The sequence below is a fragment of the Agaricicola taiwanensis genome (assembly GCF_014635245.1).
Classification (GTDB): domain Bacteria; phylum Pseudomonadota; class Alphaproteobacteria; order Rhizobiales; family Methylopilaceae; genus Agaricicola; species Agaricicola taiwanensis.
The window spans coordinates 168042-191005 of the sequence record NZ_BMCP01000003.1 but is presented as its reverse complement, the minus strand read 5'-3'; the positions used below and the strand labels follow the sequence as shown (position 1 = coordinate 191005).

Sequence of the window (22964 nt, the reverse complement as noted above, 5' to 3'; positions counted from 1 at the left end):
AGATGGAGGACGAGAGACATGAAGCATTTATTCCCTATAGGCTTGGCGGTCGGGCTCTTGATGAGCACTGCGGCCTCAGCGCAGACCCTGCGCATAGGACTACAGGAAGACCCGGATGTCCTCGATCCGCATCGCGCGCGCACATTCGTCGGGCGCATCGTGTTCACGTCCCTGTGCAACAAGCTGGTCGACATCACCCCCGATCTGAGATTCACGCCCGAACTCGCGACCGAGTGGAGCTGGAATGAGGACGGCAAGGCGCTGACCTTCAAGCTGCGCCCGGGCGTCAAGTTCCATGACGGTGAGCCACTCGATGCGGCTGCCGTGAAAGCCAATCTAGACCGCGCCCGCACGCTTCCTGATAGCTTGCGCAAAAGCGAGCTATCCTCGGTGGAGAGCGTGGACGTCGTTGATGACATGACGGTGAAGATCAATCTCTCGCGTCCCGACGCTACCCTGCTCTCGCAGCTTTCCGATCGGGCCGGCATGATCCTGTCACCAAAGGCCATCGCCTCCGCCGATTTCGGTCAGAAGCCCATCTGCTCGGGCCCTTACAAGTTCGTCGAGCGTGTGCACAACGATCGCATCGTATTGGAGCGGTTCAAGGAATACTGGGATGCCGAGAACTACAATTTCGAGCGTGTGATCTTCCAGCCTATCCCGGACACGACTGTCCGCCTCGCCAACCTGAGATCGGGCAACCTCGATCTCATGGAACGCTTAGCTCCCAATGATATCGCTGCAGTCAAGGAAGATACCAATATTACCTTTGCGCCCATCAGCGGCCTGGGCTTTTTCCGCCTGACCATCAACACTCAGAACGGCGAACGCGCTAAATCGCCCATCGGTCAGGACAAGCGGGTGCGCCAGGCCCTTGAGCTTTCCATAGACCGCGACGTGATCAACCAGGTCGTCGGCCAAGGCATTTTTCCACCCGCAGGCCAGCCCTTCCCTCCGGCAAGCCCCTACAACAATCAGAAATTCGCGGCTAAGAACCGCGACGTGGAGAAGGCGAAGCAACTGCTTAAAGAAGCAGGTTTCGATCGAATTAAGTTTGAGCTCGGCTTCGGCACCAACACCACGACCCAGCAGATCGCCGAGATCATCCAGGCCATGGCGTCTGAGGCTGGCTTCGATATCTCGCTGCGCCCAACAGAGTTCGCCGCGTTACAGAAGGAGGCTCAGGCTGGAACCTTCGATGTCAATCTGGCGGGCTGGTCCGGCCGGGTCGATCCCGACGGCAATGTTCATTCCTTTGTGACCTGCAAGGGCGCTTTGAACGACGGCCGCTACTGCAACGCAGAAGTCGACAAGCTCCTGAATGAGGCCCGGACCGCCAACGACGAGGCCAAGCGCAAGCAGCTCTATGACTCTGCACAGGAGATCCTGCAGGATGCGCTGCCGGTCATCTATCTTTACTACCAGCCCTGGCCTTTCGCTCACACCAAGAAGCTGCAAGGCTTTAAGCCCTACCCCGACGGCATGATCCGGCTGAAAGGCGTGGAGTTCGCTTCCTAAGACAGCAATCACCGCGTGCCCTGCCCGGCCGCCGGGCACGCCCCTTCCCCCAGACGGACCCCACGAGCTGATGCTGCGCTATATCGGACGACGAATACTGATCGCCATCCCGACCCTGATCATCGTGTCGCTACTGGTCTTTGCTCTGCAGAAGCTCCTGCCGGGCGACCCGGTCCTTACCATGGCGGGAGAGGAACGTGACCCGCAGGTATTGGCCCATCTGCGTGAAAAGTACCACCTCGATGATCCTATACCGGTTCAGTACTTCGCATGGATCGGATCTGCGCTCACCGGCGATCTTGGTGTATCGCTTCGCACGGACGTTCCCGTGACAGAGCTGATCTTGAGCAAGCTTCCGGTCACCATCGAACTTGCCATCATGGCCATGCTTGTGGCCCTCGCCATCGGCATCCCCACCGGGATCATCGCGGCGGTCAGGAAGGGAACGGCGATCGACTACACTGCCAACGTGATCGCGCTGTCGGGCCTGTCCATTCCCAACTTCTGGCTCGGCATCATGCTCATCATGCTGATCTCGGTGCGCTGGCAGCTTCTGCCGGCCTCTGGCTATGTACCGCCGACCGAGGATATCTGGCTCAACATCAAGACAATGATCATGCCGGCCTTCGTCCTTGGCACAAGCCTGGCGGCCAGCCTCATGCGGCACACCCGCAGCGCCATGCTGAGCGTCATGCGCTCGGATTACATCCGCACTGCCCGCGCCAAAGGCCTGCGGTCCCGAAGGATCATCCTCAAACATGCCCTGCGCAACGCGCTTGTGCCCATCGTGACGCTCTCAACCCTGCTGTTCGGAGAACTGCTCGCCGGCGCCGTGCTCACGGAACAGATTTTCACCATCCCAGGCTTCGGCAAGCTCATCGTCGACGCGGTCTTCAACCGCGACTACGCTGTGGTGCAGGGCGTAGTCCTGTGCACCGCGGTCGGATTCATTTTCATGAACCTTTTGGCCGATGTTTTGTACGTTCTTGTCAATCCCCGTCTGAGGCACGCCGCATGAGCGCCACAGCCATTGTCGCCGACGATTTTACCTTGCCCAGGAAGCGCAGTCGCGCCCTGGCCAAGTTCCTGAAGAACAAGAGCGCCGTGCTCGGTGCGGCGATCGTTCTGTTCTTCGTCCTGGCAGCCATTATCGGGCCGCACCTTGCTCCTGATCCCATCAAGCCAAGCTTCACCAGCATCCGCAACGCCCCGTCGGCCGTGTCCTGGTTTGGCACAGACGAGCTCGGGCGCGATATGTTCTCGCGCATGCTCTGGGGGGGGCGGGCATCCATCATGGCGGGGGTCGTCTCCGTCTTCATCGCCATCGCGCTTGGAGTCCCGTTCGGCATGATCGCCGGCTATTTCGGCGGCTGGATCGATGCTGCGATCTCCCGCGCAACGGACGCCATGCTGGCGATCCCGTTCCTGATCTTTGCCATCGCGCTGGCAGCCTTCCTGGGCCCAAGCCTGACCAATGCAATGATCGCGATCGGATTCTCCGCTATGCCGATCTTCATCCGCCTCACCCGCGGACAGGTGCTGTCGGTCAAGCAGGAGGACTATGTGGAGGGCGCGCGCGCCATAGGTCTGCCGGACTTCTGGATCCTGGTGCGTTACATTTTCCCCAACGTGCTGCCGCCAATCCTGGTTCAAGGCACACTCACCATCGCCATGGCCATCATCGCGGAGGCGAGCCTTTCTTTCCTCGGCCTGGGACAGCAACCGCCGATGCCCTCCTGGGGCTCCATGCTAAACACCGCCAAGAATTTCATGGACCAGGCGCCCTGGATGTCGGTCTTCCCCGGCGCGGCCATCTTCCTGATCGTGCTCGGCTTCAATCTTCTCGGCGACGGCTTACGCGACGCGCTCGATCCCCGCGAACAGTAAACACACGCCAACTTCGGAAAAGATCCATGTTTACAACTCGACCTGAGATTCTCGGCACCTTCGGCATCGTCACCTCGACCCATTGGCTAGCCTCGGCATCCGGCATGTCGATGCTCGAAAAAGGCGGCAATGCCTTTGATGCCTGCGTGGCTGCCGCTTTCGTACTTCAGGTCGTTGAGCCGCACCTGGTAGGCCCGTGCGGTGATGTTCCGGCGGTGTTCTATTCGGCCAGGAGCAAGAAGGTTGAGGTGCTGTGCGGGCAAGGCAGCGCGCCGAGGGGCGCCACCATCGATCACTACAAGAATGAAGGCCTCAAGCTCATTCCCGGCAACGGCATGCTGGCGACTGTAATCCCCGGTGCGTTCGACGCCTGGATGCTGCTGCTGCGGGACCATGGGCTTCTCTCATTGAGAGAAGTGCTGGAACCCGCGATCTATTATGCCGAGAAAGGCCATCCGCTGCTGCCCCGCGTGTCCGACACCATAAAGGGCCTGAAGGAGTTCTTCAAAACTGAATGGCCAACTTCCGCCGCGGTGTTCCTGCCCGGCGGCGAGCCGCCCAAGCCCCGCGCACTTTTTCGAAACCCGCAACTGGCCAGTACTTGGAAGCGCATCATTCGCGAGGGTGAGGCCAAAGGAAACGACCGCGAGGCGCAGATTGAAGCGGCACGTGACGCCTTCTACAAGGGCTTCGTGGCCGAGGCCATTGATGCCTTCGTCCGCAGGACCGAGGTTATGGACCAGAGCGGCTCACGCCATCGCGGCGTGCTTACCTCGGACGACATGGCGAAGTGGTCCGCCACCTATGACGTGCCGCAGACCTATGACTATCACAACTACAGGGTCAACAAGATCAGGCCCTGGGGGCAAGGCCCGGTTTTCCTGCAGATGCTGGCGCTTCTGAAGGGCTTCGATCTTCCCGCCATGGGACCGACCAGCGCCGAGTTCATCCACACCATCACAGAGGCCAAGAAACTCGCCTTTGCCGACCGTGAAGCCTATTATGGGGATCCTGACTTCGTCGACGTTCCGATCGAGTCCCTGCTGTCGGATGCCTATAACGACGAGCGACGCAAGCTCATCACCGGCAAGGCATCGTTTGAGCTGCGGCCTGGCCGCATCGAGGGATACGAAACTCAGGTGGAGCGCACCCTCGAGGTCCTGCACAATCTCTCGACGACAAACCGTGAGGTGTCGGACGGAGAGCCGACGCTGGCCTCCATGCGCTCGGCGCGACGCGGCGACACGGTGCATATCGACGTGGTCGACCGCTTCGGTAACATGATCGCGGCAATGCCGTCCGGCGGCTGGCTGCAATCCTCTCCCGCCATCCCTGAACTGGGCTTCATGCTCAACTCCCGCGCTCAAATGTTTTGGCTCGAAGAAGGCCTGCCGGCCAGTCTCGCCCCAGGCAAGCGTCCGCGCACCACGCTCACGCCGACCCTCGCTGAAAAGGACGGCGAGCCATACATGGTCTTCGGTTCCCCAGGCGGCGACCAGCAGGAGCAGTGGCAGCTTCTTCTCTTCCTACGCCATGCCCACCACGGCCTGAGCTTGCAGGAAGCCATCGACCAGCCGATGTCGCACACCGCGCATTTCCCCTCTTCCTTCTATCCGCGCGAACAGAAGCCCGGCCATCTCATGGCTGAAGAAACCTTTGGCACGGAGGTGCTCGACGATCTGCGCGCCCGCGGTCATGACCTCGAAGTGGCGCCCGCCTGGACGGTGGGACGCCTCGTGGCCGCCAGCCGCGACAAGGACGGACTGCTGCACGGCGCCGCAACGCCGCGCTTGATGCAGGCCTATGCAGTTGGCCGCTGAGGAGTGCGGATCATGGCTTGGTTGATCATCGCCAGGGATCCTGCCCGCCGGCGCGGGGGTGCCATCCGGCGCCACCGCGCCCTCCGGTGGTATCACGGGCCAGTCCTGGATCAATGAGAGGCGCATGAATACCAGGAACAGCAAGGCTGCGAGCCCAACCGAAGCCTAACCCCCCCACAATAGCGCAACGTGCCGATGGTCCCGAGCCCATGGCGCCCTCCCCTTTTTTCGATGGACTTTCCGATGTTTGGCATACCTCTGTTCGATCTTGCCTGGCTCCTGGTATCGCTGCTGGTCGCCGGCGCGATCACCGGCCTGCTCGCGGGCGTGTTCGGCGTCGGCGGCGGCGCAGTGGCCGTGCCGATCCTCTACGAGCTCTTCCGCATCCTGGAAGTGCCAGAGGAAGTACGCATGCCGCTTTGTGTCGGCACATCGCTTGCCGTCATCATTCCGACCTCTATCCGCTCCTTCAACGCTCACAAGGCAAAAGGCGCGGTCGACATGACGATCCTGCGCGTCTGGGCCGTTCCCGTGGTGCTCGGCGTCTTCATCGGCAGCGTCATCGCACGCTACGCCCCGGCCGATCTGTTCAAAGCGGTCTTCGTCATCGTGGCCGGCATTTCGGCAATCCGCTTGCTCTTTGGTAAGGACACGTGGCGCTTGGGCCTCGACATGCCGGCAAAGCCGATCATGGTGGGCTATGGCGGGATTATCGGCATTTTGTCTGCACTGATGGGCATCGGCGGCGGCCAGCTCTCGAACCTGTTCATGACCTTCTACAATCGGCCGATCCATCAGGCGATCGCGACGTCGTCGGGGCTGGGCATTCTCATCTCCATCCCAGGCACACTCGGCTATATCTATGCCGGTTGGCCGCATATGGCCGATTATCCCACCGTAAGCGCCTTCCAGCCGCCGCTGGCTCTGGGCTACGTGTCGCTCCTGGGGCTCGTACTGTTCATTCCCACCAGCACGTGGATGGCTCCGGTCGGCGCGCGCATCACGCATCGGCTCTCCAAGCGCCGGCTGGAGGTGGCATTCGGTATTTTCCTGCTCCTCGTCTGCGTCCGGTTCGCCTTCAGTCTTCTGGGGTGAGGCGACCGCCGAACCTCGCGATTTGCCAACCGAACAGCCCCTACAATCTCGGTGGCCAGGTTCGGGACCGCAATCAGGGTGGTCAAAGGGACAGCGAGTCAGCCATCAATAAATGTCATACTCCTGAGTCGATCGGCATCACTTTCCAGACTGTTATGTTTGGCGCGCATCGAGACCAGCCATGATCACGTTGAAGCAACTTGAAGCCCTCTACTGGATATCTCAGCTCGGCACTTTCGAACGCGCTGCGGCAAAGCTGAATACAACCCAATCTGCGATCTCAAAGCGGATCCGCGAATTGGAAGCCGCATCCGGCTTTCCGCTTTTCGATCGCAATCAGCGCGGCGCCCGCCTCACAGAAAAGGGGGAACATCTTCTTGCACTTGGCCAGGAAATGCTGGGCCTGCGAGAGCGAATTCTCGACTTGAAGGATGCCAAAGAGATGCCCGCTCGGCGCCTTCGCTTTGGCGTCACCGAATTGACGGCGTTAACATGGTTACCGCGTTTTGTAGCTACGGTCCGCGAGTTGTATCCGCAGATCATCCTTGAGCCCCACGTGGGGGCTACCCTCTCGCTGACGGAGAGACTGCGTGAGGATGAACTCGATCTGATTGCGATCCCCGAGACCTTTTCCGACGATGACATCACCTCAGTGAGGTTGGCGGAAGTGTCGAACGTGTGGATGACCCGCCCCGGGCTCGTCAAAGATAGAAATGGACTAACGCTCGAAGAACTGGCGAAGTATCCCATACTAACACAAGGATCCCGAGGGGGTACGGGCCTGTTTTACTATAGGTGGTTCCGGTCGCAGGGCATTACCTTTCCTCAGATGCTTTCGAGCGACAATCTCATTGCGCTCCTTGGACTGGCTGTTGCAGGGGTAGGGATTTCCTACCTTCCGCGGCAAGTTTTCCGACCGCTCATCGATGAAGGCAAGCTGGTTGTCATCTCTACGAGGCCGGCGCTTCCGCCAACACCTTACAGTGCCATGTATCGAAGCGATCGCGCCTCCGTATTCCTCTCGAAAATTGCCGATCTGATGGTGGATATCTGCGACTTTTCTCGCCAGCTGCAGGCATAGGCCATTGAGCGATCTGAGGCGATATCAGATCCGATCAGAACACCGGAAACGGGGCATTCTGGGGTGCAGTCCCGGATCAGCCCTCGGAAAAACACGCACTGGTTCCTGAGCGCATCCTTCGAGCGCTAATCCGCAGCCCGGGATCAAGAGCCGACTCTTCATCATTTCGGGCTGTCTCGCCCCCCGCTTTCCCAGGAGAACACCATGGCCGCATATGACTACGACCTCTTCGTGATCGGCGGGGGATCGGGCGGCGTGAGGGCGGGCCGTATGGCGGCGTCGCTCGGCAAACGAGTTGCAATAGCTGAAGAATTTCGCTTCGGCGGCACCTGCGTCATCCGAGGCTGCGTGCCAAAAAAGCTTTTTGTGTACGCATCCCAATATCGCGAGCATTTCGAAGATGCCGAAGGCTATGGATGGACGCTTAGAAATAGCAGCTTCGACTGGACGAAGCTCCTCGCCGCGAAGAACAAGGAAATCGCACGCCTCGAAGGCCTTTACCGCAGAGGTCTTGAGAATAGCGGCGCCGAAGTCATCGACAGCCGTGCGGAACTCGTGGACAGCCACACAATCCGTATCGTCAGGACGGGTCAGACAGTGACCGCCGAAACGATCGTGATAGCGACCGGCGGCACACCTAATCCGCATGAGGCGCTACCCGGCCACGAATTTTGCATATCCTCCAACGACGCTTTCGACATGGCAGAACTGCCCCGCTCGATCCTGATCGCTGGCGGCGGCTACATCGCAGTCGAATTCGCCAACATCTTCCACGGGCTCGGCGTTGAAACCACCCTGATATATCGCGGCAGGGAAATCTTGTCGCGCTTCGACCACGATCTTCGTCGCGGCCTACATGAGGCGATGGTCGACAAAGGCATCCGCATCATCCTTACCGACGTCATCGAAGAGGTCACCAAGGCCCCCACCGGCGCTCTCGTGGCCAGGACTCTCAACGGTGAGACGCTTTCGCTCGATACGGTCATGCTGGCGCTTGGCCGTACTCCCAATACCCACGGCCTCGGCCTCGAGGCGGCGGGGGTTGCTGTCAATGAACGTGGAGCGGTTCTTGTCGATCAGTACTCACGGACGAATGTGCCGAATATATTCGCGCTCGGAGATGTCACCGACCGGGTACAGCTGACGCCGGTGGCGATCCATGAGGTCATGTGCTTCATTGAAACCAAATACCGGAATAATCCGACCGCCCCAGACCACGAGCTCATCCCTACGGCGGTTTTTTCGCAGCCGGAGATCGGCACCGTGGGCCTCTCGGAAGTAGATGCCGCAAGACGCTACGTGGAACTCGAGGTCTTTCGCGCCGAGTTCCGCCCGATGAAGGCGACACTCTCAGGCCGGGACGAGAAGATGATAATGAAGCTGATCACCGACGCGGCAAGCGGAAAGATTGTCGGCGCTCATGTGCTCGGTCACAATGCCGGTGAGATGGCGCAGTTGCTCGGCATTTCCTTGAAGGCGGGGGTCACCAAGGCCGCCTTCGATCGCACAATGGCGGTACATCCGACAGCGGCCGAAGAACTCGTCACCGCTTATAGCCCAAGCTATCGCGTCCGAAACGGCGAACGGGTTCGCTAAAAGTGATGCAATTGCATTCCAATTAATCGCTTTTACAAATCTATCAGTGCCGTATTGTTTTTTCGCAAGGCGCTACGCTCTGCGACCTTAGCTAAACTCTAACGTGAGAGCCGATGCTTCTTTAAGCCCTCGAATCTGATCTCGAAATCTTTCAGGCCAGGAACAGAGCAAGTGTCCATCATGGTGTACAAGCGAATCGAAGCTCCTTCCCAGGCCGATCCGATCTTGATCGAAGGATTTCGATCGGCGGCCACGGCTGTTATCAGCGACAATCTTGCAAGATTACCAGGCGTCGTTGGTCTGCAACCCTTTCACAGAACAACGGGCGTAATGGTCGGAATGGCCTTCACGGTTCGAACCAGGCCCGGCGATAATCTCGCCGTGCACGAAGCCCTCGATCTGGTCAGGCCTGGCGATGTCCTCGTCGTCGATGGCGGGGGAGATTTGAGCCGTGCTCTTCTTGGGGAGATCATGCTGAACATCGCCATTGAGCGCAAACTGGCCGGACTTGTTATTGATGGCGCTATTCGCGACGTCGCGACCATCCGACAGACGGATTTGCCGTGCTACGCGCGGGGCATCACCCATCGCGGTCCTTACAAAGACGGACCGGGGGAAATCAACGTACCAGCGTGTGTCGGCGGCATGGTCATCGAACCGGGCGATATCGTGGTTGGTGATGACGATGGTGTCGTCGCCTTTCCACAATCGAGTGCTGCCAGCCTCTTGGAGGCCGTGCGTGCCCAGGAAAACCGCGAGGCGGACATCATCCAATCCATCCGGGAAGGCCGTTATCTCGGTGCATATGGAAAATGACCGGAACGGCCAAATAATTTCAGCATGCCTTGTGGTCAGGCCGAATTCTTTGCGGGATTATGACGGAAACCTGGGGGCGAGGGATGACAGAAACGGGCGATACATCACGAACTGAACCGCTTGTCTGGGGAACGGGCCCGCGCACATTCGAAGTGTTTCTCGAACCAACTTGTCCTTATTCTATAAAAGCATTCGGCAAGCTTGATCAACTGCTTGAAAAAGCAGGGCCCGAAAACATAACGATCAAGATCATCCTTCATTCGCAGCCGTGGCATTTGTATTCCGGCGTTATCATCCGCTGCGTGTTGGCGGCGTCTACCCTTGCCGGCGGCAAAGAAGCTGCAAAAGCGGTACTCGCGGCCGTTGCTGCACATCGCGATGAGTTTGAGCCCATCAATCATTGTATCGGCCCCAATATGGAGGCCAGGCCCGGTGACGTCATAGCCCGTATCGAAGAGTACACGGGTTTACAGCTCGCCGACGCCTTCATCCTTCCGCATCTCGATCGTGAAATCAAAAGGCACACAAAATATGCCCGGCAAAACGGAATTCATGTCTCGCCAAGCTTTATGATCAACGGCTTGGTGCAGACGACCTTGAGCAGCCAGGACGAGGTATCGGAATGGATTTCACACCTGATGGAAGCCTGACGATCTTTTGCCGTGCCTGATCCTTTCACTGGAACCATCAGAGTGGTCGCATGGCCGACGAGCATCAAGCTAGACCTTGCTGCGGCGTGAAGCTGAACGGTCGCAAGAGACGCTCCCGTCCCAACGGTTCAGCGCGAAGCCGGCGGCAGGTGCCGCGACCATCAAACAAACTTATCGGGACAATCGTTCAACGCCGACTTCAAATCAAGACTGGCATACCTAGCAAGCAGATAACCAACGAATGAGCTTCATTCAGGCTCAAAGGGGAAGGTAGAGCATGTCTCAAGATCGCAACGCAGTGACGGCGTCCCGGCCCGGACTGATATCCCGTCGTACCGTACTGGTCCAAGGTGCAGCTGCACTTGCAGCTCCCTATATCCTGAGCACGAAAGCCAGGGCATCTGACCCGCTGGTTCTGGTGTTTGCGGGCGGATCTACACAGGTTGCTCTGGAAGAAGCGATCATCAAGCCGTTCACTGCGGAAACGGGTATCCCGGTCACGATCGTCAACACGATCGATATGGCGAAGCTGAAGATACAGGTCCAGTCAAAATCCGTGGAATGGGACCTTTTCGACTACGTTGGCCCTGCGCTTATGCAGGCCGGCGCCGAAGGTCTGCTGGAGGAAATCGATCCTGATGTCTTCAAGGGGACAAAGATGTTCGATAACCCCAGCCCCTATATGGTTGGGTATGGTTTTTACGTAGGCGGCATATGCTTTGATCCCAAGCGCAACCCCAATGCGCCCCGCAATTATCCCGAGTTCTGGGATGTCGAGAAATTCCCCGGGCGGCGCGGCTTGCGACTGCGCGCAAGTGAAACACTAGAATGCGCGCTTCTGGCAGACGGTGTTCCGCCGAAGGAAATCTATCCGATGGACGTCGATCGCGCGTTCCGATCCCTTGCGAAGATCAAGCCCCATATTCGCAAGTGGGTCGAGCAAACCCAGCAGACCGTCGACTTGGTCAAGACAGGGGAACTTGACTACTCCTATACCTATCTAAACCGAGTAAAAGCAATCCAAGACGCTGGAATTAGTATGGATTTCTCCCAGGACCAGCTTGTCGTATACGGCTCTTACTACTGCGTTCCGAAAGGTGCTCCGCACAAAGATGCTGCGATGAAGTATCTGTCGTTCGTATTGCAAAACCCCGAACGCCTTGCGGACTTCTGCAGGAGAGTAAGTGTTGTTCCAGGCAACTTGAATGCCAATGCATACCTCGACGACGCCGCAAAGAAGTTGCTGCCGGATCTGAATAATCCGGCCTATGCGGTGCTGAACAATGCATGGTGGGGAGAAAACTTCGCGGCCATCGAGCCCCGTTTTAAAGAATTCATCCTGAGCTAGATCTATGAAAACGGGAACGTGGTTTTCGTCTCGGGGGCGCGGCGGTCCACGTTTACTTGAAGTCTTGCCTGGGTCGACGAACGGCTCTCACTCTTCCGCTGCTTCCGCCCCCGCAGAAAAAGCGATCGCGGCCGTCGGCTTCGAGTCCTGAGATGCCGGTTCCGGGCGGCATATCCACCCGCTCGAGCACTTCACCTGTCGCGGGGTCGATGCGGCGGAGATCGCTCTCGCTGTCTTCCCAGGTGCCGTGCCAGAGCTCTCCGTCGACCCAGGTTACTCCCGTGACAAATCGATCGGATTCGATCGTCCGCAGCACTTCCCCCGTTTTGGGGTCCAGCTGATGGATCTTGCGGCCGCGATGCTGGCCGACCCAGAGGTAGCCCTCCGCCCAGGCCAGTCCTGAGTCCCCGCCGTTTCCGGGTGCCGGTATCGCGGCGACCACCTCGCCGCTCTCGGGGTCGATCTTGCGGATAACGGCATCGGCAATCTGGAACAGGTACTTGCCGTCGAACGCCGTCCCTGCATCGGCGGCCATGTCGAGCGATCGGGATACTTCCCCGCTTTCGGGATCCAGTGCATTCAGCCTTTCGCCGCTTGCGAACCAGACGTGTTTGCCGTCGAAGCTGACGCCGGACACGTCATCGACATCGGGGAAGGGCCCATATTCACGGATGATTTCGGCAGCTGAACGTTTCATCTTCTTATCCTAACCAGAAATTCCGGCAGCGGGGAGTAACAGGCTTGTCGGGAATCCCGGAACGCTCGACGCGATCCAGCGGCGAGCCCGTCCGCGCCCGAAGGCCTCGACCCTGCTATCACGGGCAAGCTCTTCGAGTGCCCGCTGTACCGTACGTGTGCTCACGCTCAGCGCGAGTGCCAATGCGGAACTCGACCAGGCTTCGCCATCGCCGAGCAGAGCGAGCACTTCGCCATGATCACCGTCGACAGGCGGCGCCAGAACCGCAACCTCAATCGCGGTACGAGGCTGCAGAACAAAACCGTCCCTGGTCGCACTCAGCGTCGCCAGCGGTTTGATCGCCTCGCGCAGCCGGGCGATTTCGACGCGCAGCCGAGCGCGGTGCGTTTCGTCGGCATGCAGTGCCCGGAAAGCGCGTTTAAGAAGCGCCTCGCGTGGCACATCCGCCGGCCAAACCTCCGCAAGAGCACGGACAAGCGAAAGCAGTACGGGACGCGTAGCGAGCGGAATGATGGTTGTTCCCGCGCGCACGACGTTGCGGCAAGCATCCACAATGAGTGTACCGGAGGCCAATAGCGCTTCGACCTCATCGAGACGGAGCAACCGCTCACCGTCCCGAGTGATGGAGCGCGCGGCCGGGGCCTCGAATGCTCGCACAGCCTGCTCGACTTCGGCCGCAAGCGCTGGAATGCGCGCATCTTCCGCTGCCCGTCCAGCCCGTTCCAGAGCTGCTCTTGCCGACCCTGCCCGAATGCGCCGGATGGCGATGCCGGCCATCACCAATTCACGCCCGACCCGCGAAGGGTGCGGCAGAACGTTGACATCGACCTCATCGAGCACCGCTTCGGCTTCATCGAGGTGGCCGATCAGGAGCAGGTGCCGGGCTTCAAGATAGCCGGCGTGTGCGGCGTTCGTCCGGTCGCCCGACGCCGCAAGCGTCGCCCGTGCTGCCTTGACCATTTGCGAGGACCGGCCCAGATCACGCGAAACAAGCGCAATCTCGGCTTCGGCGACCACACAGCGCGCGCGAGCCACGGGCTCTTTCGGGCCGAATGCGCGTACCGCGCTGCGCAGAAGCTCTTTGGCACGCGTGAGGTCGCCGAGCTGCGCCATCGCGATGCCGCGCACGGCCAGCGCCGGGGCATCATCACGCAAAGCCACCCTCTTCAACGCGGCGAGCGGATCGCCGGCGGAAAGAGCGCGCGCTGCGGCAGTGATCAGCAAGTCCATGGAAATCCCGTCACACTTGTAACTCCCGCCCGGCTCCCCACCCCAATTAATGTCTTCGTATCGCAATCGTTGGAAACGGCGTTCGACGGAGGGTCGGAAGTGACGAGGCTGACAGCCACAGGAACCCGCGATTGGATGCTCAGGCCACCGCTGGTCGATGTGGCCGGCCGGCTCGGGTTCGCGGCCACCCCGACCTTCGCTCTGATGGCCTGGATTTCCGCCGTCAGCTCGCCGGGCATGATCATGTGCTCTGTCGCTTCGCCTTTGGTGCCGATCAACGACATGGCGCTGATGTACCTGCTGATGAGCCTCTTTCACCTATCGCCGTGGCTGAAGCTCCTTTCCCGCGGTTCGCAGCACCGCATCCCCCCGACTGAAGGAGACTGACAATGCAACACGCTGTTGTGTCACGCGATGACTGGCTGACCGCCCGCCGGGATCTTCTGAAGGCGGAGAAGGAAGTCACGCATCTTCGCGACGAGGTCACCCGGAAGCGGCTCGCCCTGCCATGGGTGCGGATCGACAAGGAGTACATCTTTGACACACTGGAGGGCGCGCGCACCCTGGCCGATCTCTTCGACGGTCGCTCGCAGCTTCTGGTGCAACATTTCATGTTAGCGCCGGGATGGAAGGAAGGCTGCCGGAGTTGCTCCTTCATGGCCGATCACACCGATGGCATGAACAAGCATCTGGCCAATCACGACGTTACCATGATCGCGGTTTCGCGCGCGACGCTTGCCGAGATCGAGCGCTATCGCAGTCGCATGGGCTGGCACTTCCGGTGGGTGTCCTCGAACGGCAGCCCGTTCAACTACGATTTCCGGGTCAGTTTCACGCCCGAGCAGGTCGCCAGCGGGCACATCGACTACAATTTCGGTACGTGGCAGGGGCTCGAAGAGGAATTGCCCGGCATCAGCGCCTTCTTCAAGGATGAGGCGGGCAATGTCTTTCACACTTACTCCACCTTTGGCCGCGGTGTGGAGGCGATGATGGGGACCTACGCCATGCTCGACCTCATGCCGAAGGGACGCAACGAGGCCGGGGGAATGGAGTGGGTACGCCGTCACGACAGCTATGGGTGACCCTCCCGGGGGGCAGCCGGCCCCTGCGCTCGCGTGAGGCCGGCAGGAAAGCATAATCGTTGCCAAGGCGCGAACCGGCGGCGATAGTCTGACGATGTGTGTTCTGGCATTTGCGTGGCGCGCCCACCCCCGATGGCCGTTGGTGGTAGCGGGCAATCGTGACGAGCTCCACGCCCGCCCGGCTGCGCCGCTGGCGCGGTGGGACGAGCCGGATCATGTGATAGCGGGAAGAGACCTGCGATCGGGTGGGACCTGGCTCGGCCTGTCCGAGCGCCGCCGCTTCGCAGTGGTCACCAACCTCAGGGGCTATGGCGCCCCGAAGCCCGGCCTCGCCTCGCGCGGCGCGCTGGTCACCGGCCTGCTCTCGGGCGAGGAGCCGTTTGGGGATCCCGGCAAAGCCGAACTTGCCGGCTTCAACCCATTCAACCTGATCTTCGCCGATCATGAGCAGGCCTGGTTTCTGTCGAACCAGCCGGAGCCCGTCCGCAGCCGTCTGGCACCAGGGATCTACGGCCTGTCCAACGGCGCACTCGATGAGCCGTGGCCCAAGACTTTGCGGCTCAAGGGCCGGCTGCTCGACTGGGTCGTCAAAGGGGGCGAACGTCCCGAAGTCCTGCTCGACGCCCTGGGCGATGAAGAACTGCCCGATGTCGGCATCGCCTCCTCGCTTCCATCGGACGTTCCGCAGGAGCCGGTGCGTTCGCCGATATTCATCCGAGATCCCGTCTACGGAACGCGATGCAGCACGGTGGTGGCCGTCGACGACCGGGGTCAGGGGCTCATCATCGAGCGCCGCTATGGCCCGGCGGGGGAGCCGGAGGGCGAAACCGGCTTGTCCTTTTCCTGGCTCGCCTCGTCTGGAGCCTGAGCGAAGCCTCGCGCGCGTCCTTGAAGGAAAGCCCTCAACCGCGGCGTCATGAAGTCCAGGAAGGCGCGGACACGCTGGGGCATGTGTTCACCGCCCAGAAAAAGCGCGTGAACGTCCTCACTGTCGCCGCGCGTCGCCTCCGCCAGCACCTCCACCAGGGCGCCGGTTCTGAGGTCCTCGCGGATGTGGAACTCACCCGCCCGGGCGAGGCCGAGACCCGCGACGGCCATGCGCCGGACGGTTTCGCCATTGTTCGCAAGGAGCGGCCCGCTGACGCGGTACTCAACCAACTCATCGTTCTCGCGCAGGGGCCAGACCGGCGCGAACTGCCGGAGATTGAAGCCAAGGCTCCTGTGGTGCGCGAGATCGCCGATGCTGCGCGGCGTGCCGTGCTGGGCGAGATAGCCCGGCGCGGCGACGATCTTCCGTGGGGTCGTGCCGAGCTTGATGGCGGTCAGACTGGAACTGGCCAGCGTACCCACGCGGAAGGCCACATGAGTGCGATCGAGATAGAGGTCCACGATCTCATCGGAGAGCGAGAGATCCAGCGCGACATTGGGATAGGCCGCCCAGAACTCCGGCAAGAGCGGCTCGATCGCCATCATGCCGAAGCCGACCGAGGCGCTGACGCGCACCGTTCCGGTGATGCTTGCGGCGCCGTGCGTGAGATCGCGTTCAATGTCCTCAAGCTCTGCCAGAAGCGCTCGGACTCGCTCGTAATAGCTCTGCCCTTCCGTCGTCAGCGACAGGCGCCGCGTCGAGCGTTCCAGCAGACGCACGCCGAGCCGCGCCTCCATGCGGCCGATCAGCTTGGAGACGGATGATGGCATCATGCGCAGCTGCCGGGCGGCCTCCGAAAAGCTGCCGCTGTCGACCACGCGCTGGAACACCTGCATCTCTCCAACCCGGTTGTCCATGAGCCCTCTCATCTGTGATATGATTTCACATATCATGTGCTCGCCGCTCCGCTTATCAAGCTCTTCCTCTCCTCCTAAGTGACCGGTCTGTGAAATAGCGCGCCGATATGTGCTGCCCCCGGGCACCGATCGCCGCTGGGACTAAACGGCTTTGGGAGACCGGAATGGCAACGCGTAACATCAACTGGCCGCTGCTTGCGCTGGCCATCGGCGCCTTCGGCATCGGCGTGACGGAATTCTCGCCCATGGGCATGCTGCCTGTGATCGCGGAAGGGGTGGATGTGTCGATCCCGTCAGCCGGGCTCCTCGTCAGCGCCTATGCCATCGGGGTGATGCTGGGAGCGCCGGTCATGACGCTTCTGTTCGCACGGTTCGGAAAGCGGACGGCCCTCATGGCGCTGATGGCGATCTTCACGCTGGGCAACATCATGTCGGCACTGTCGCCCGACTATTGGACGCTGCTGATCTCGCGTGTGGTGACGAGCCTCAATCACGGCGCCTTCTTCGGCCTCGGCGCTGTCGTCGCCGCAAGCGTCGTGTCGAAGGACAAGCAGGCGGGCGCGGTCGCCATCATGTTCATGGGGCTCACCATCGCCAACATCGGCGGCGTGCCCGTCGCCACCTGGATCGGCCAACAGATCGGCTGGCGCGAAGCTTTCGCCGGCACCGCCCTGCTCGGCATCGTGACCATCGCGGCCCTATGGGCGGCGCTGCCGAAGGGCGCGCCCGGCGAGCGCCCCGACGTCCGGCGGGAGCTGCGGGTGCTCGCCCGGCCGGAGGTGGTGCTCGCCATGCTGACCACCGTCTTTGGTTCAAGCGCGATGTTCGCCCTCTACACCTTCGTGGCGCCCATCCTGGAGACACTGGCCGGCGCCGGTGACAGCTTCGTCACGCTTGCGCTGGTGCTGATCGGCATCGGCTTCACGGCGGGCAACTGGCTTGGCGGCCGTCTCGCCAACTGGTCGCTGGATGGCGCGACCGCTATCTTCCTCGCCGCGCTTGCGCTGATCATGTTCGCAGCACCCTTCCTTCTCACCAGCGAGGTGAGCGCGGCGGTGACGCTGCTGGTCTGGGGCGCGGCGGCCTTTGCCCTCGTTCCGCCTGTTCAGACGCGGGTGATGCAGACCGCCGCCGAGGCGCCGGGCCTTGCCTCCTCGCTCAACATCGGCGCCTTCAATCTCGGCAATGCCATCGGCGCGGCTCTCGGCAGCGCCGTGATCGGCGCCGGCCTCGGCTATGCCGCGGTGCCCGTCGCCGGCGGAGTTGCCGCCGGAGCCGCCCTTCTGCTGGTGGGGCTCGGGCGTCGCAGCGCGCAGCGTGCAACCGTCGCCTTCGAGACCTAAATAGGATGAGGGTGTCGATCCCGGCTCCTCCGGGCCGCCGCATGGCTGGCGGCCCGGAATCCCATTCCCGGCCGCGAGGTGCCCATGCTGGATGTGAGGACGAAAGGGAATTCCGCGTTCGACGCCGTATTTTCCGAGGGCAGGATGAGCATCGGGCTGGTCCTGCCCGTCAGGACCGGTTCCGACGACATCGACTTTCGCAAGCAGCTTGAGCTCGCCGCCTTGGCGGATGAGCTCGGCTTTTCCGCGCTGTGGGTGCGGGATGTGCCGCTCAACGGCCCATGGTATCCGGAGCCGATCGGGCACCTCGACCCCTGGGTCATGCTCGGCGCGCTCGCTGCCAGAACCCGGACGATCGCGCTCGGCACCGCGGCAACCGTATTGCCGCTCCGCCATCCCGTGCACATCGCCAAATCCGCAGTCTCCCTGCAGGCGCTCTCCGGCGACCGGCTGCTGCTGGGCCTCGGCTCCGGCGATCGGCCGGAGGAATACCGCGCCTTCAACAGGGACTTCGAGAGCCGCCGGGAGTTGTTCAAGGCGGGATGGGAGGAACTGGCCGCCGCCTTCGCCGCCCCCTCTTCAATCACAGCCGGCGACACGAGGTTCGAACTGAGGCCGGTCCCAACCGTGGCACCTCCCATGCTGGCGATCGGCTCGGCCGGACAGTCCCTGGATTGGATTGCCCGAAAGGCGCGCGGCTGGGCGACCTACTACCGGGAGCCCGCGGTCCAGCGTGATCGGCACGCGCTGTGGCGCCAAGCCGTGACGCGCGGCGCCGGCGGTGGCTTCCGTGCCTTTGCCGTCGCCATGGGGATCACTCTCAACGCGGATGCGGGCGAGCCGCCGGAGCGTTTGAAGCTTGGGTACCGAACCGGTGTGAACGGACTGGCCGGGATCCTCGACGAGCAACGCGCGCTCGGCGTGCATCATCTCATGCTGAACCTGGAGACGAGCGGCCTGCCGGTACGGGACGCCCTCACGCAGGTGGCGCAGGCCAGCGGACTCACGGCTTCAAGCGGATAAGGCAGGCCGACCTTCCTTCACCTCGGATCAGCCGAGCCGCGCCTTCACTTCTCCCAGTACCAGGCGACATACCGCAGGTGGCGGTCGTGCTTGCGGCTGTTCAGCAGGGCCTTGATCGCGCGGACGTCTTCCTTCTCGCAAGCAACCCACATGAACGTCTCTGCATCGGCCAAGGCAATCGCCTTGGTGGCCTCTTCCCTCAAGGTCCCTATCGCATCAGCCGGATAGCTGCTGCGATGAAGCCAGGTGACATCGATCTCACCAGCCGAGGGAAGCGGCTGTTCTTCGGCTTTGTCCCAGACCTCGATGATGGCGCGGATGCTGGTGCCATCAGGCACTTCCGCCGCGATGCGGGCGATGGCGGGAAGCGAACTTTCGTCGCCAATCATGAGGATCGATTTGGCCTCCGGAAGGCCTCCCGATCCCGGACCGATGAGGCCGATCACATCGCCAGTCTCGGCATCGCGGGCGAAATCCGCGCCAGGCGTGCCGATGCCAGGAGTGGGGTGCTGCAGGAAGTCGATCCAGAGTTCACCACGCGCCTTGTCGACGGCGCGGATGGTGTAGGGGCGCACCACGAGCTTGTCCTCGCCGTCAGGCCAGACCAGGCGGCCGTCCGCGCCATAGTGCGGCCAGATGGGCGTGCGGCCCCGGGGCGGCACGAGGATGCGGACATGCATGGCCCCGCCGATGAAGGGCGTGACATCGGCGGTCGCGAGCTTCACGCGGCGCATGTGCGGCGTCACATCCTCCGCCCCGACAACGGTTGCCTGGCGAAGGTTCGGCACCGCACGGCCACGCGCGCCTGTCTCGGCCCAGGTGAGCTCCAGCGGATCCTCGCCCGCGAAAAAGAACATATGTTCGGCGATGCTGTTGCGCACGACCTGCAGCGCCTCTTCCGAGGGGCAGGCCAGCCGGATCGCCAGCCGCTCGTCCTGTTTCTCAATGGTGACGCGGCCATGGTCGCTAGTCATGAGGAGGAAATCGTCCCTCCGGCTGACCTCGGCATGTTCGACGAAATGTTCGGCGATTTCGTCAAGCATATGGGCGGCATCCGCCGGCAGCGCCAGGCCGTCGAGCTTGAAGGTCTGCGGCATTTCATTCATGTCCTTCGCCCTCCGCGAGGCGGTGCCCGTCCAGCATGCCATGCCGGCCGATGGGCACCATGATGGGTCTGCCCGAGGTTGGATCGGTCAGGATCCGGCTTTCAAGGCCGAAGACGCTCCGAACCGTGTCTTCTGTCAAGACGTCTTCCGGTGTACCGGAGACATGAACCTTGCCGCCGGCCAGAGCGACCAGATGGTCCGCATAGCGCGCCCCGAGGTTGAGATCATGCAGCACCATGACGACCGTGGTGCCGCGCGCGCGGTTGAGATCGACCATCAGGTCGAGGATCTCCACCTGATGGTTGATGTCGAGGAAGGTGGTGGGCTCGTCAAGCAGCAGGATATCCGTTTGCTGCGCCAGGGCCATGGCCACCCAGACGCGCTGGCGTTGCCCGCCCGAGAGCTCGTCTACCGGACGTTCCGCGAGGTCGAGCGTTCGGGTCGCGGTCAGCGCATGCTCGACCGCCTCCTCGTCCTTGCGCGTCCATGATGAAAGAAGGCCGCGATGGGGATGACGGCCCCGCCGGACCAGATCGTCGACCAGAATGCCCTCCGGCGCGATCGGCGATTGCGGCAGCAGCCCAAGCTTTCGCGCGAGTTCGCGGGTCGGCGTGTGGTGGATCGACTTGCCGTCGAGCAGAACCTGACCGGCCGTCGGAGACAAGAGCCGTGACATTGTCCGCAGGAGCGTGGATTTGCCCGAGGCATTGGCGCCGACGATCACCGTGATCTTGCCTGGCGGCACGTCGAGATCAAGCGTCTTCAGGATCTCGATCTCGCCATAGCCGGCTGAAAGTTGCGTGACGCTGAGGATGTGGCGAGGATCGGTCATAGCGACCTTCCCTTCCGGTTGATGCGGACGATGAGATAGAGAAGGTAGGGAGCGCCGAGCACCCCGCTGATGACGCCGACAGGATAGCGGGTCGGCAAGAGGAACTGCCCGGTATAATCGGAGGCGAGGACCAGCGCGGCGCCGACCAGCGCGGCAGGGATGAGCACGGACCCTCCCCCGCCGACGATGCGGGCGGCGATGGGACCTGCGAGGAACGACACGAAGGCGATCGGGCCGGTGATGGCGGTCGCGGACCCGATCAGGCCCACCGCTGCGATGATGAGCAGTATCCGCGTCCGCGCGACCTTAACGCCGAGGGCAGCCGCCGTATCGTCACCCATCCGCAGCGCTTCGAGGTCGCGGCGCTGCGTGAACAGAAGACCGCCGAACAACGTAAAGGCGAGGAGAAGCGGAAGAACGTCGCTGATCTGCGCGCCGTTGACGCTGCCTGTGAGCCACCTCAGCGCATCCTGCAGGCTCCAGGCGGGAGCGCTGGCGAGGATATAGGAGGTGACACTCCTGAGCATGGCCGAGATGCCGATGCCGACGAGGATGAACCGGGCGCCGGCAACTCCGTTGCGGGCCGCCAGACCATAGACCAGGAGAGCCGCCAGCAGCCCCGCGACGACGGCAACGATGGAAACCGGCGGCCCGCTGAGGGACAGGACGACGATGGAAAAGACGGCGGCGGCGCTGGCGCCCCATGTGATGCCGATGAAATCAGGGCTCGCCAGCGGATTGCGCAGCATGATCTGGAAAACGACGCCGCCCAGACCGAAACACAGCCCGGCCAGCACCGACACGAGGGCGCGCGGCAGACGCAGCGTGCCGATGAGGAAGCTGGCGCCCTCCACGTTCTCGCCCATTAGCACGCGGATGACGGTGGTGAGGGGCGTGTACGACTGGCCAAGGACCATGGTCAGCGTGAACAGAGCGAAAACCAGGCCTGCCAGGATGCCGAGCGTCAGGCGATGCCGGCTGGTGCGCCGGCGTCGGCGTGCCGCGAGCGTCTCGATGGAATGGGCAGGCGCGGTCACAGCTCGCGCACCTTCTGGCGGCGGACGATCCAGATGAAGATCGGCGCGCCGAAAAGAGCCGTGATGATGGAGACCTCGATCTCGTCCGGTCGCGCGACCACGCGCCCTAGCGTGTCGGCAAAAAGGAGAAAACAGGCACCGCCGAGTGTCGAGAGCGGCAGCAGCCAGCGATAATCGACGCCGGTCATGAGCCGCAGGAGGTGCGGCACCATCAGGCCGAGGAAGATGATCGGCCCGCACAGAGCCGTCGCGGCAGCGCAGAGGAGAACCGCTCCCACCGAGGCGATGATGCGCGACAGGGCGACATTGTCGCCGAGCCCCGCCGCGAGGTCATCTCCCAGCGCAAGCGAATTGAGCTTGTGGGCTGACAGGAGGCTGATCAGGAGCCCGGCGGCGAAGAAGGGCAGCACCGGGACGATCCGGTGGAAGGTCGCGCCGCCCACGCCTCCGATGAGCCAGGTCTGGATGCCGCCGGCGATGTCGTTCAGGGGAAGGATCACGGCGATGAACAGCGACACGCAGGCAACCGACGTGGCGGCGCCGGCGAGCGTCAGCTTCAGCGGCGTCGCGCCACCGGGACCGAGAGAACCGACGGCATAGACGAAAAGCGTCGTGACGGCGGCTCCAAGAAGCGCGCTCCAGAAATAGGCCTCGGGCGAGCTGATGCCGAACCAGGCGACGCCCAGAACGACGGCGAGAGAGGCTCCGCTGTTGACGCCGAGGATGCCGGGATCCGCCAGCGGATTGCGGGTGACGCCCTGCATCACCGCGCCGGCAAGGGCCAGCGCACCTCCGGCAAGCACGGCCAGCACCATGCGGGGGATCCGCACCGCGATGGCGGACTGGCCGATGGTCTCCGTTTGGCCGTTGAGGGCCGCCCATATGTCATCGGTCCCGACATCGCGCGTGCCCACCACGATGGAGAGCACCACGAGCAGGCCCAAAAGGGCGAAGAGGCCCACGAGCCAGAAGCTGCGGACCGCATCGCGGTGACCTGAAGGGACCTTGGAGAACATGG

At 62.1% G+C, this 22964-nt stretch carries 22 protein-coding genes; 15 read left to right on the top strand and 7 right to left on the bottom strand.

The genetic code is table 11. The features are described from left to right. The first annotated feature begins 60 nt into the window (after positions 1-60). The 10 genes from IEV58_RS14320 to IEV58_RS14275 all read left to right on the top strand — a co-directional run bounded on the left by IEV58_RS14320 (position 61) and on the right by IEV58_RS14275 (position 11811). On the top strand, positions 61-1518 hold the full coding sequence (locus IEV58_RS14320; protein WP_229729468.1) for an ABC transporter substrate-binding protein: 1458 nt from the start codon (positions 61-63) through the stop codon (positions 1516-1518). 70 nt (positions 1519-1588) lie between these two features. Next, the gene (locus tag IEV58_RS14315) at positions 1589-2536 is read left to right on the top strand and encodes an ABC transporter permease (RefSeq protein ID WP_188410472.1); all 948 of its coding nucleotides are present in this window, start codon (positions 1589-1591) and stop codon (positions 2534-2536) included. Continuing rightward, the gene (locus IEV58_RS14310; protein WP_188410471.1) at positions 2533-3405 is read left to right on the top strand and encodes an ABC transporter permease; all 873 of its coding nucleotides are present in this window, start codon (positions 2533-2535) and stop codon (positions 3403-3405) included. The genes IEV58_RS14315 and IEV58_RS14310 overlap by 4 nt, the downstream gene beginning before the upstream one ends. Positions 3406-3431: 26 nt before the next feature. Continuing rightward, entirely contained in the window at positions 3432-5225 is a 1794-nt protein-coding gene (locus IEV58_RS14305; RefSeq protein WP_188410470.1) for a gamma-glutamyltransferase family protein, read from the top strand. A 243-nt stretch (positions 5226-5468) separates the two neighbouring features. Further along, positions 5469-6320 carry a sulfite exporter TauE/SafE family protein gene (locus IEV58_RS14300; protein WP_188410469.1) on the top strand — a complete coding sequence of 284 codons (852 nt, stop codon included), beginning with the start codon at positions 5469-5471 and terminating at the stop codon, positions 6318-6320. A 181-nt stretch (positions 6321-6501) separates the two neighbouring features. Next, positions 6502-7401 carry a LysR family transcriptional regulator gene (locus IEV58_RS14295; RefSeq protein ID WP_188410468.1) on the top strand — a complete coding sequence of 300 codons (900 nt, stop codon included), beginning with the start codon at positions 6502-6504 and terminating at the stop codon, positions 7399-7401. A gap of 204 nt (positions 7402-7605) precedes the next feature. Then, positions 7606-8997 carry a glutathione-disulfide reductase gene (gene gor, locus IEV58_RS14290; protein ID WP_188410467.1) on the top strand — a complete coding sequence of 464 codons (1392 nt, stop codon included), beginning with the start codon at positions 7606-7608 and terminating at the stop codon, positions 8995-8997. 180 nt (positions 8998-9177) lie between these two features. After that, the gene (locus IEV58_RS14285) at positions 9178-9813 is read left to right on the top strand and encodes an RraA family protein (RefSeq protein WP_188410503.1); all 636 of its coding nucleotides are present in this window, start codon (positions 9178-9180) and stop codon (positions 9811-9813) included. 83 nt (positions 9814-9896) lie between these two features. Continuing rightward, the gene (locus IEV58_RS14280) at positions 9897-10463 is read left to right on the top strand and encodes a DsbA family protein (RefSeq protein WP_229729467.1); all 567 of its coding nucleotides are present in this window, start codon (positions 9897-9899) and stop codon (positions 10461-10463) included. A 277-nt stretch (positions 10464-10740) separates the two neighbouring features. After that, on the top strand, positions 10741-11811 hold the full coding sequence (locus tag IEV58_RS14275) for an ABC transporter substrate-binding protein (protein WP_188410465.1): 1071 nt from the start codon (positions 10741-10743) through the stop codon (positions 11809-11811). 52 nt (positions 11812-11863) lie between these two features. Here IEV58_RS14275 and IEV58_RS14270 read toward each other — a convergent pair whose 3' ends face one another. Both IEV58_RS14270 and IEV58_RS14265 read right to left on the bottom strand, forming a co-directional pair. Further along, positions 11864-12508: a Vgb family protein gene (locus IEV58_RS14270; RefSeq protein ID WP_188410464.1), complete on the bottom strand. Its 645-nt coding sequence runs from the start codon at positions 12506-12508 to the stop codon at positions 11864-11866. 9 nt (positions 12509-12517) lie between these two features. Then, positions 12518-13738, bottom strand: a complete 1221-nt coding sequence (locus IEV58_RS14265; RefSeq protein WP_188410463.1) for an ATP-binding protein — start codon at positions 13736-13738, stop codon at positions 12518-12520. Between the two features lie 99 nt (positions 13739-13837). Here IEV58_RS14265 and IEV58_RS14260 point away from each other — a divergent pair, with 99 nt between their 5' ends. The 3 genes from IEV58_RS14260 (at position 13838) to IEV58_RS14250 (ending at position 15688) form a co-directional block, all read left to right on the top strand. Further along, the gene (locus IEV58_RS14260) at positions 13838-14125 is read left to right on the top strand and encodes a hypothetical protein (protein ID WP_229729466.1); all 288 of its coding nucleotides are present in this window, start codon (positions 13838-13840) and stop codon (positions 14123-14125) included. 2 nt (positions 14126-14127) lie between these two features. Next, positions 14128-14820, top strand: coding sequence for a DUF899 domain-containing protein (locus IEV58_RS14255; RefSeq protein WP_188410462.1), 693 nt, complete (start codon positions 14128-14130; stop codon positions 14818-14820). A gap of 142 nt (positions 14821-14962) precedes the next feature. Then, positions 14963-15688 (top strand): NRDE family protein, encoded by a 726-nt coding sequence (locus IEV58_RS14250; protein ID WP_229729465.1) that lies wholly within the window; start codon positions 14963-14965, stop codon positions 15686-15688. On the opposite strand, the gene IEV58_RS14245 is transcribed toward IEV58_RS14250, so the two are convergent. Beyond that, a complete protein-coding gene (locus tag IEV58_RS14245; protein ID WP_188410460.1) occupies positions 15616-16605 on the bottom strand; it encodes a LysR family transcriptional regulator in 990 nt (329 codons plus the stop codon). The genes IEV58_RS14250 and IEV58_RS14245 overlap by 73 nt on opposite strands. A 164-nt stretch (positions 16606-16769) precedes the next feature. Between IEV58_RS14245 and IEV58_RS14240 the strand changes: the two genes are divergently transcribed. Together IEV58_RS14240 and IEV58_RS14235 are read left to right on the top strand one after the other, a co-directional pair. Then, on the top strand, positions 16770-17948 hold the full coding sequence (locus IEV58_RS14240; protein ID WP_188410459.1) for an MFS transporter: 1179 nt from the start codon (positions 16770-16772) through the stop codon (positions 17946-17948). An 84-nt stretch (positions 17949-18032) separates the two neighbouring features. Next, positions 18033-18971, top strand: coding sequence for a TIGR03571 family LLM class oxidoreductase (locus IEV58_RS14235; RefSeq protein ID WP_188410458.1), 939 nt, complete (start codon positions 18033-18035; stop codon positions 18969-18971). A 44-nt stretch (positions 18972-19015) separates the two neighbouring features. Here the strand turns inward: IEV58_RS14235 and IEV58_RS14230 are convergent, their stop codons facing one another. The 4 genes from IEV58_RS14230 to IEV58_RS14215 are packed head-to-tail and all read right to left on the bottom strand — an operon-like array spanning position 19016 to position 22962. After that, positions 19016-20077 (bottom strand): DUF2218 domain-containing protein, encoded by a 1062-nt coding sequence (locus IEV58_RS14230; RefSeq protein ID WP_188410457.1) that lies wholly within the window; start codon positions 20075-20077, stop codon positions 19016-19018. Next, on the bottom strand, positions 20070-20909 hold the full coding sequence (locus IEV58_RS14225; RefSeq protein ID WP_188410456.1) for an ABC transporter ATP-binding protein: 840 nt from the start codon (positions 20907-20909) through the stop codon (positions 20070-20072). The genes IEV58_RS14230 and IEV58_RS14225 overlap by 8 nt, the downstream gene beginning before the upstream one ends. After that, positions 20906-21946, bottom strand: a complete 1041-nt coding sequence (locus tag IEV58_RS14220) for a FecCD family ABC transporter permease (RefSeq protein WP_188410455.1) — start codon at positions 21944-21946, stop codon at positions 20906-20908. Before IEV58_RS14220 ends, IEV58_RS14225 begins: the two co-directional genes overlap by 4 nt. After that, a complete protein-coding gene (locus tag IEV58_RS14215) occupies positions 21943-22962 on the bottom strand; it encodes a FecCD family ABC transporter permease (protein ID WP_188410454.1) in 1020 nt (339 codons plus the stop codon). The genes IEV58_RS14220 and IEV58_RS14215 overlap by 4 nt, the downstream gene beginning before the upstream one ends. Positions 22963-22964: the final 2 nt, after the last annotated feature.

What these genes read in the sequence shown, in the direction of transcription:
- IEV58_RS14270 (WP_188410464.1), bottom strand. Translation starts at nt 12,508, where the DNA reads ATGAAACGTTCAGCTGCCGAAATCATCCGTGAATATGGGCCCTTCCCC.
- IEV58_RS14230 (WP_188410457.1), bottom strand. Translation starts at nt 20,077, where the DNA reads ATGAATGAAATGCCGCAGACCTTCAAGCTCGACGGCCTGGCGCTGCCG.
- gor (WP_188410467.1), top strand. Translation starts at nt 7,606, where the DNA reads ATGGCCGCATATGACTACGACCTCTTCGTGATCGGCGGGGGATCGGGC.
- IEV58_RS14235 (WP_188410458.1), top strand. Translation starts at nt 18,033, where the DNA reads ATGCTGGATGTGAGGACGAAAGGGAATTCCGCGTTCGACGCCGTATTT.
- IEV58_RS14275 (WP_188410465.1), top strand. Translation starts at nt 10,741, where the DNA reads ATGTCTCAAGATCGCAACGCAGTGACGGCGTCCCGGCCCGGACTGATA.
- IEV58_RS14225 (WP_188410456.1), bottom strand. Translation starts at nt 20,909, where the DNA reads ATGACCGATCCTCGCCACATCCTCAGCGTCACGCAACTTTCAGCCGGC.
- IEV58_RS14285 (WP_188410503.1), top strand. Translation starts at nt 9,178, where the DNA reads ATGGTGTACAAGCGAATCGAAGCTCCTTCCCAGGCCGATCCGATCTTG.
- IEV58_RS14280 (WP_229729467.1), top strand. Translation starts at nt 9,897, where the DNA reads ATGACAGAAACGGGCGATACATCACGAACTGAACCGCTTGTCTGGGGA.
- IEV58_RS14245 (WP_188410460.1), bottom strand. Translation starts at nt 16,605, where the DNA reads ATGGACAACCGGGTTGGAGAGATGCAGGTGTTCCAGCGCGTGGTCGAC.
- IEV58_RS14315 (WP_188410472.1), top strand. Translation starts at nt 1,589, where the DNA reads ATGCTGCGCTATATCGGACGACGAATACTGATCGCCATCCCGACCCTG.
- IEV58_RS14310 (WP_188410471.1), top strand. Translation starts at nt 2,533, where the DNA reads ATGAGCGCCACAGCCATTGTCGCCGACGATTTTACCTTGCCCAGGAAG.
- IEV58_RS14265 (WP_188410463.1), bottom strand. Translation starts at nt 13,738, where the DNA reads ATGGACTTGCTGATCACTGCCGCAGCGCGCGCTCTTTCCGCCGGCGAT.
- IEV58_RS14215 (WP_188410454.1), bottom strand. Translation starts at nt 22,962, where the DNA reads ATGTTCTCCAAGGTCCCTTCAGGTCACCGCGATGCGGTCCGCAGCTTC.
- IEV58_RS14305 (WP_188410470.1), top strand. Translation starts at nt 3,432, where the DNA reads ATGTTTACAACTCGACCTGAGATTCTCGGCACCTTCGGCATCGTCACC.
- IEV58_RS14320 (WP_229729468.1), top strand. Translation starts at nt 61, where the DNA reads ATGAGCACTGCGGCCTCAGCGCAGACCCTGCGCATAGGACTACAGGAA.
- IEV58_RS14295 (WP_188410468.1), top strand. Translation starts at nt 6,502, where the DNA reads ATGATCACGTTGAAGCAACTTGAAGCCCTCTACTGGATATCTCAGCTC.
- IEV58_RS14240 (WP_188410459.1), top strand. Translation starts at nt 16,770, where the DNA reads ATGGCAACGCGTAACATCAACTGGCCGCTGCTTGCGCTGGCCATCGGC.
- IEV58_RS14300 (WP_188410469.1), top strand. Translation starts at nt 5,469, where the DNA reads ATGTTTGGCATACCTCTGTTCGATCTTGCCTGGCTCCTGGTATCGCTG.
- IEV58_RS14255 (WP_188410462.1), top strand. Translation starts at nt 14,128, where the DNA reads ATGCAACACGCTGTTGTGTCACGCGATGACTGGCTGACCGCCCGCCGG.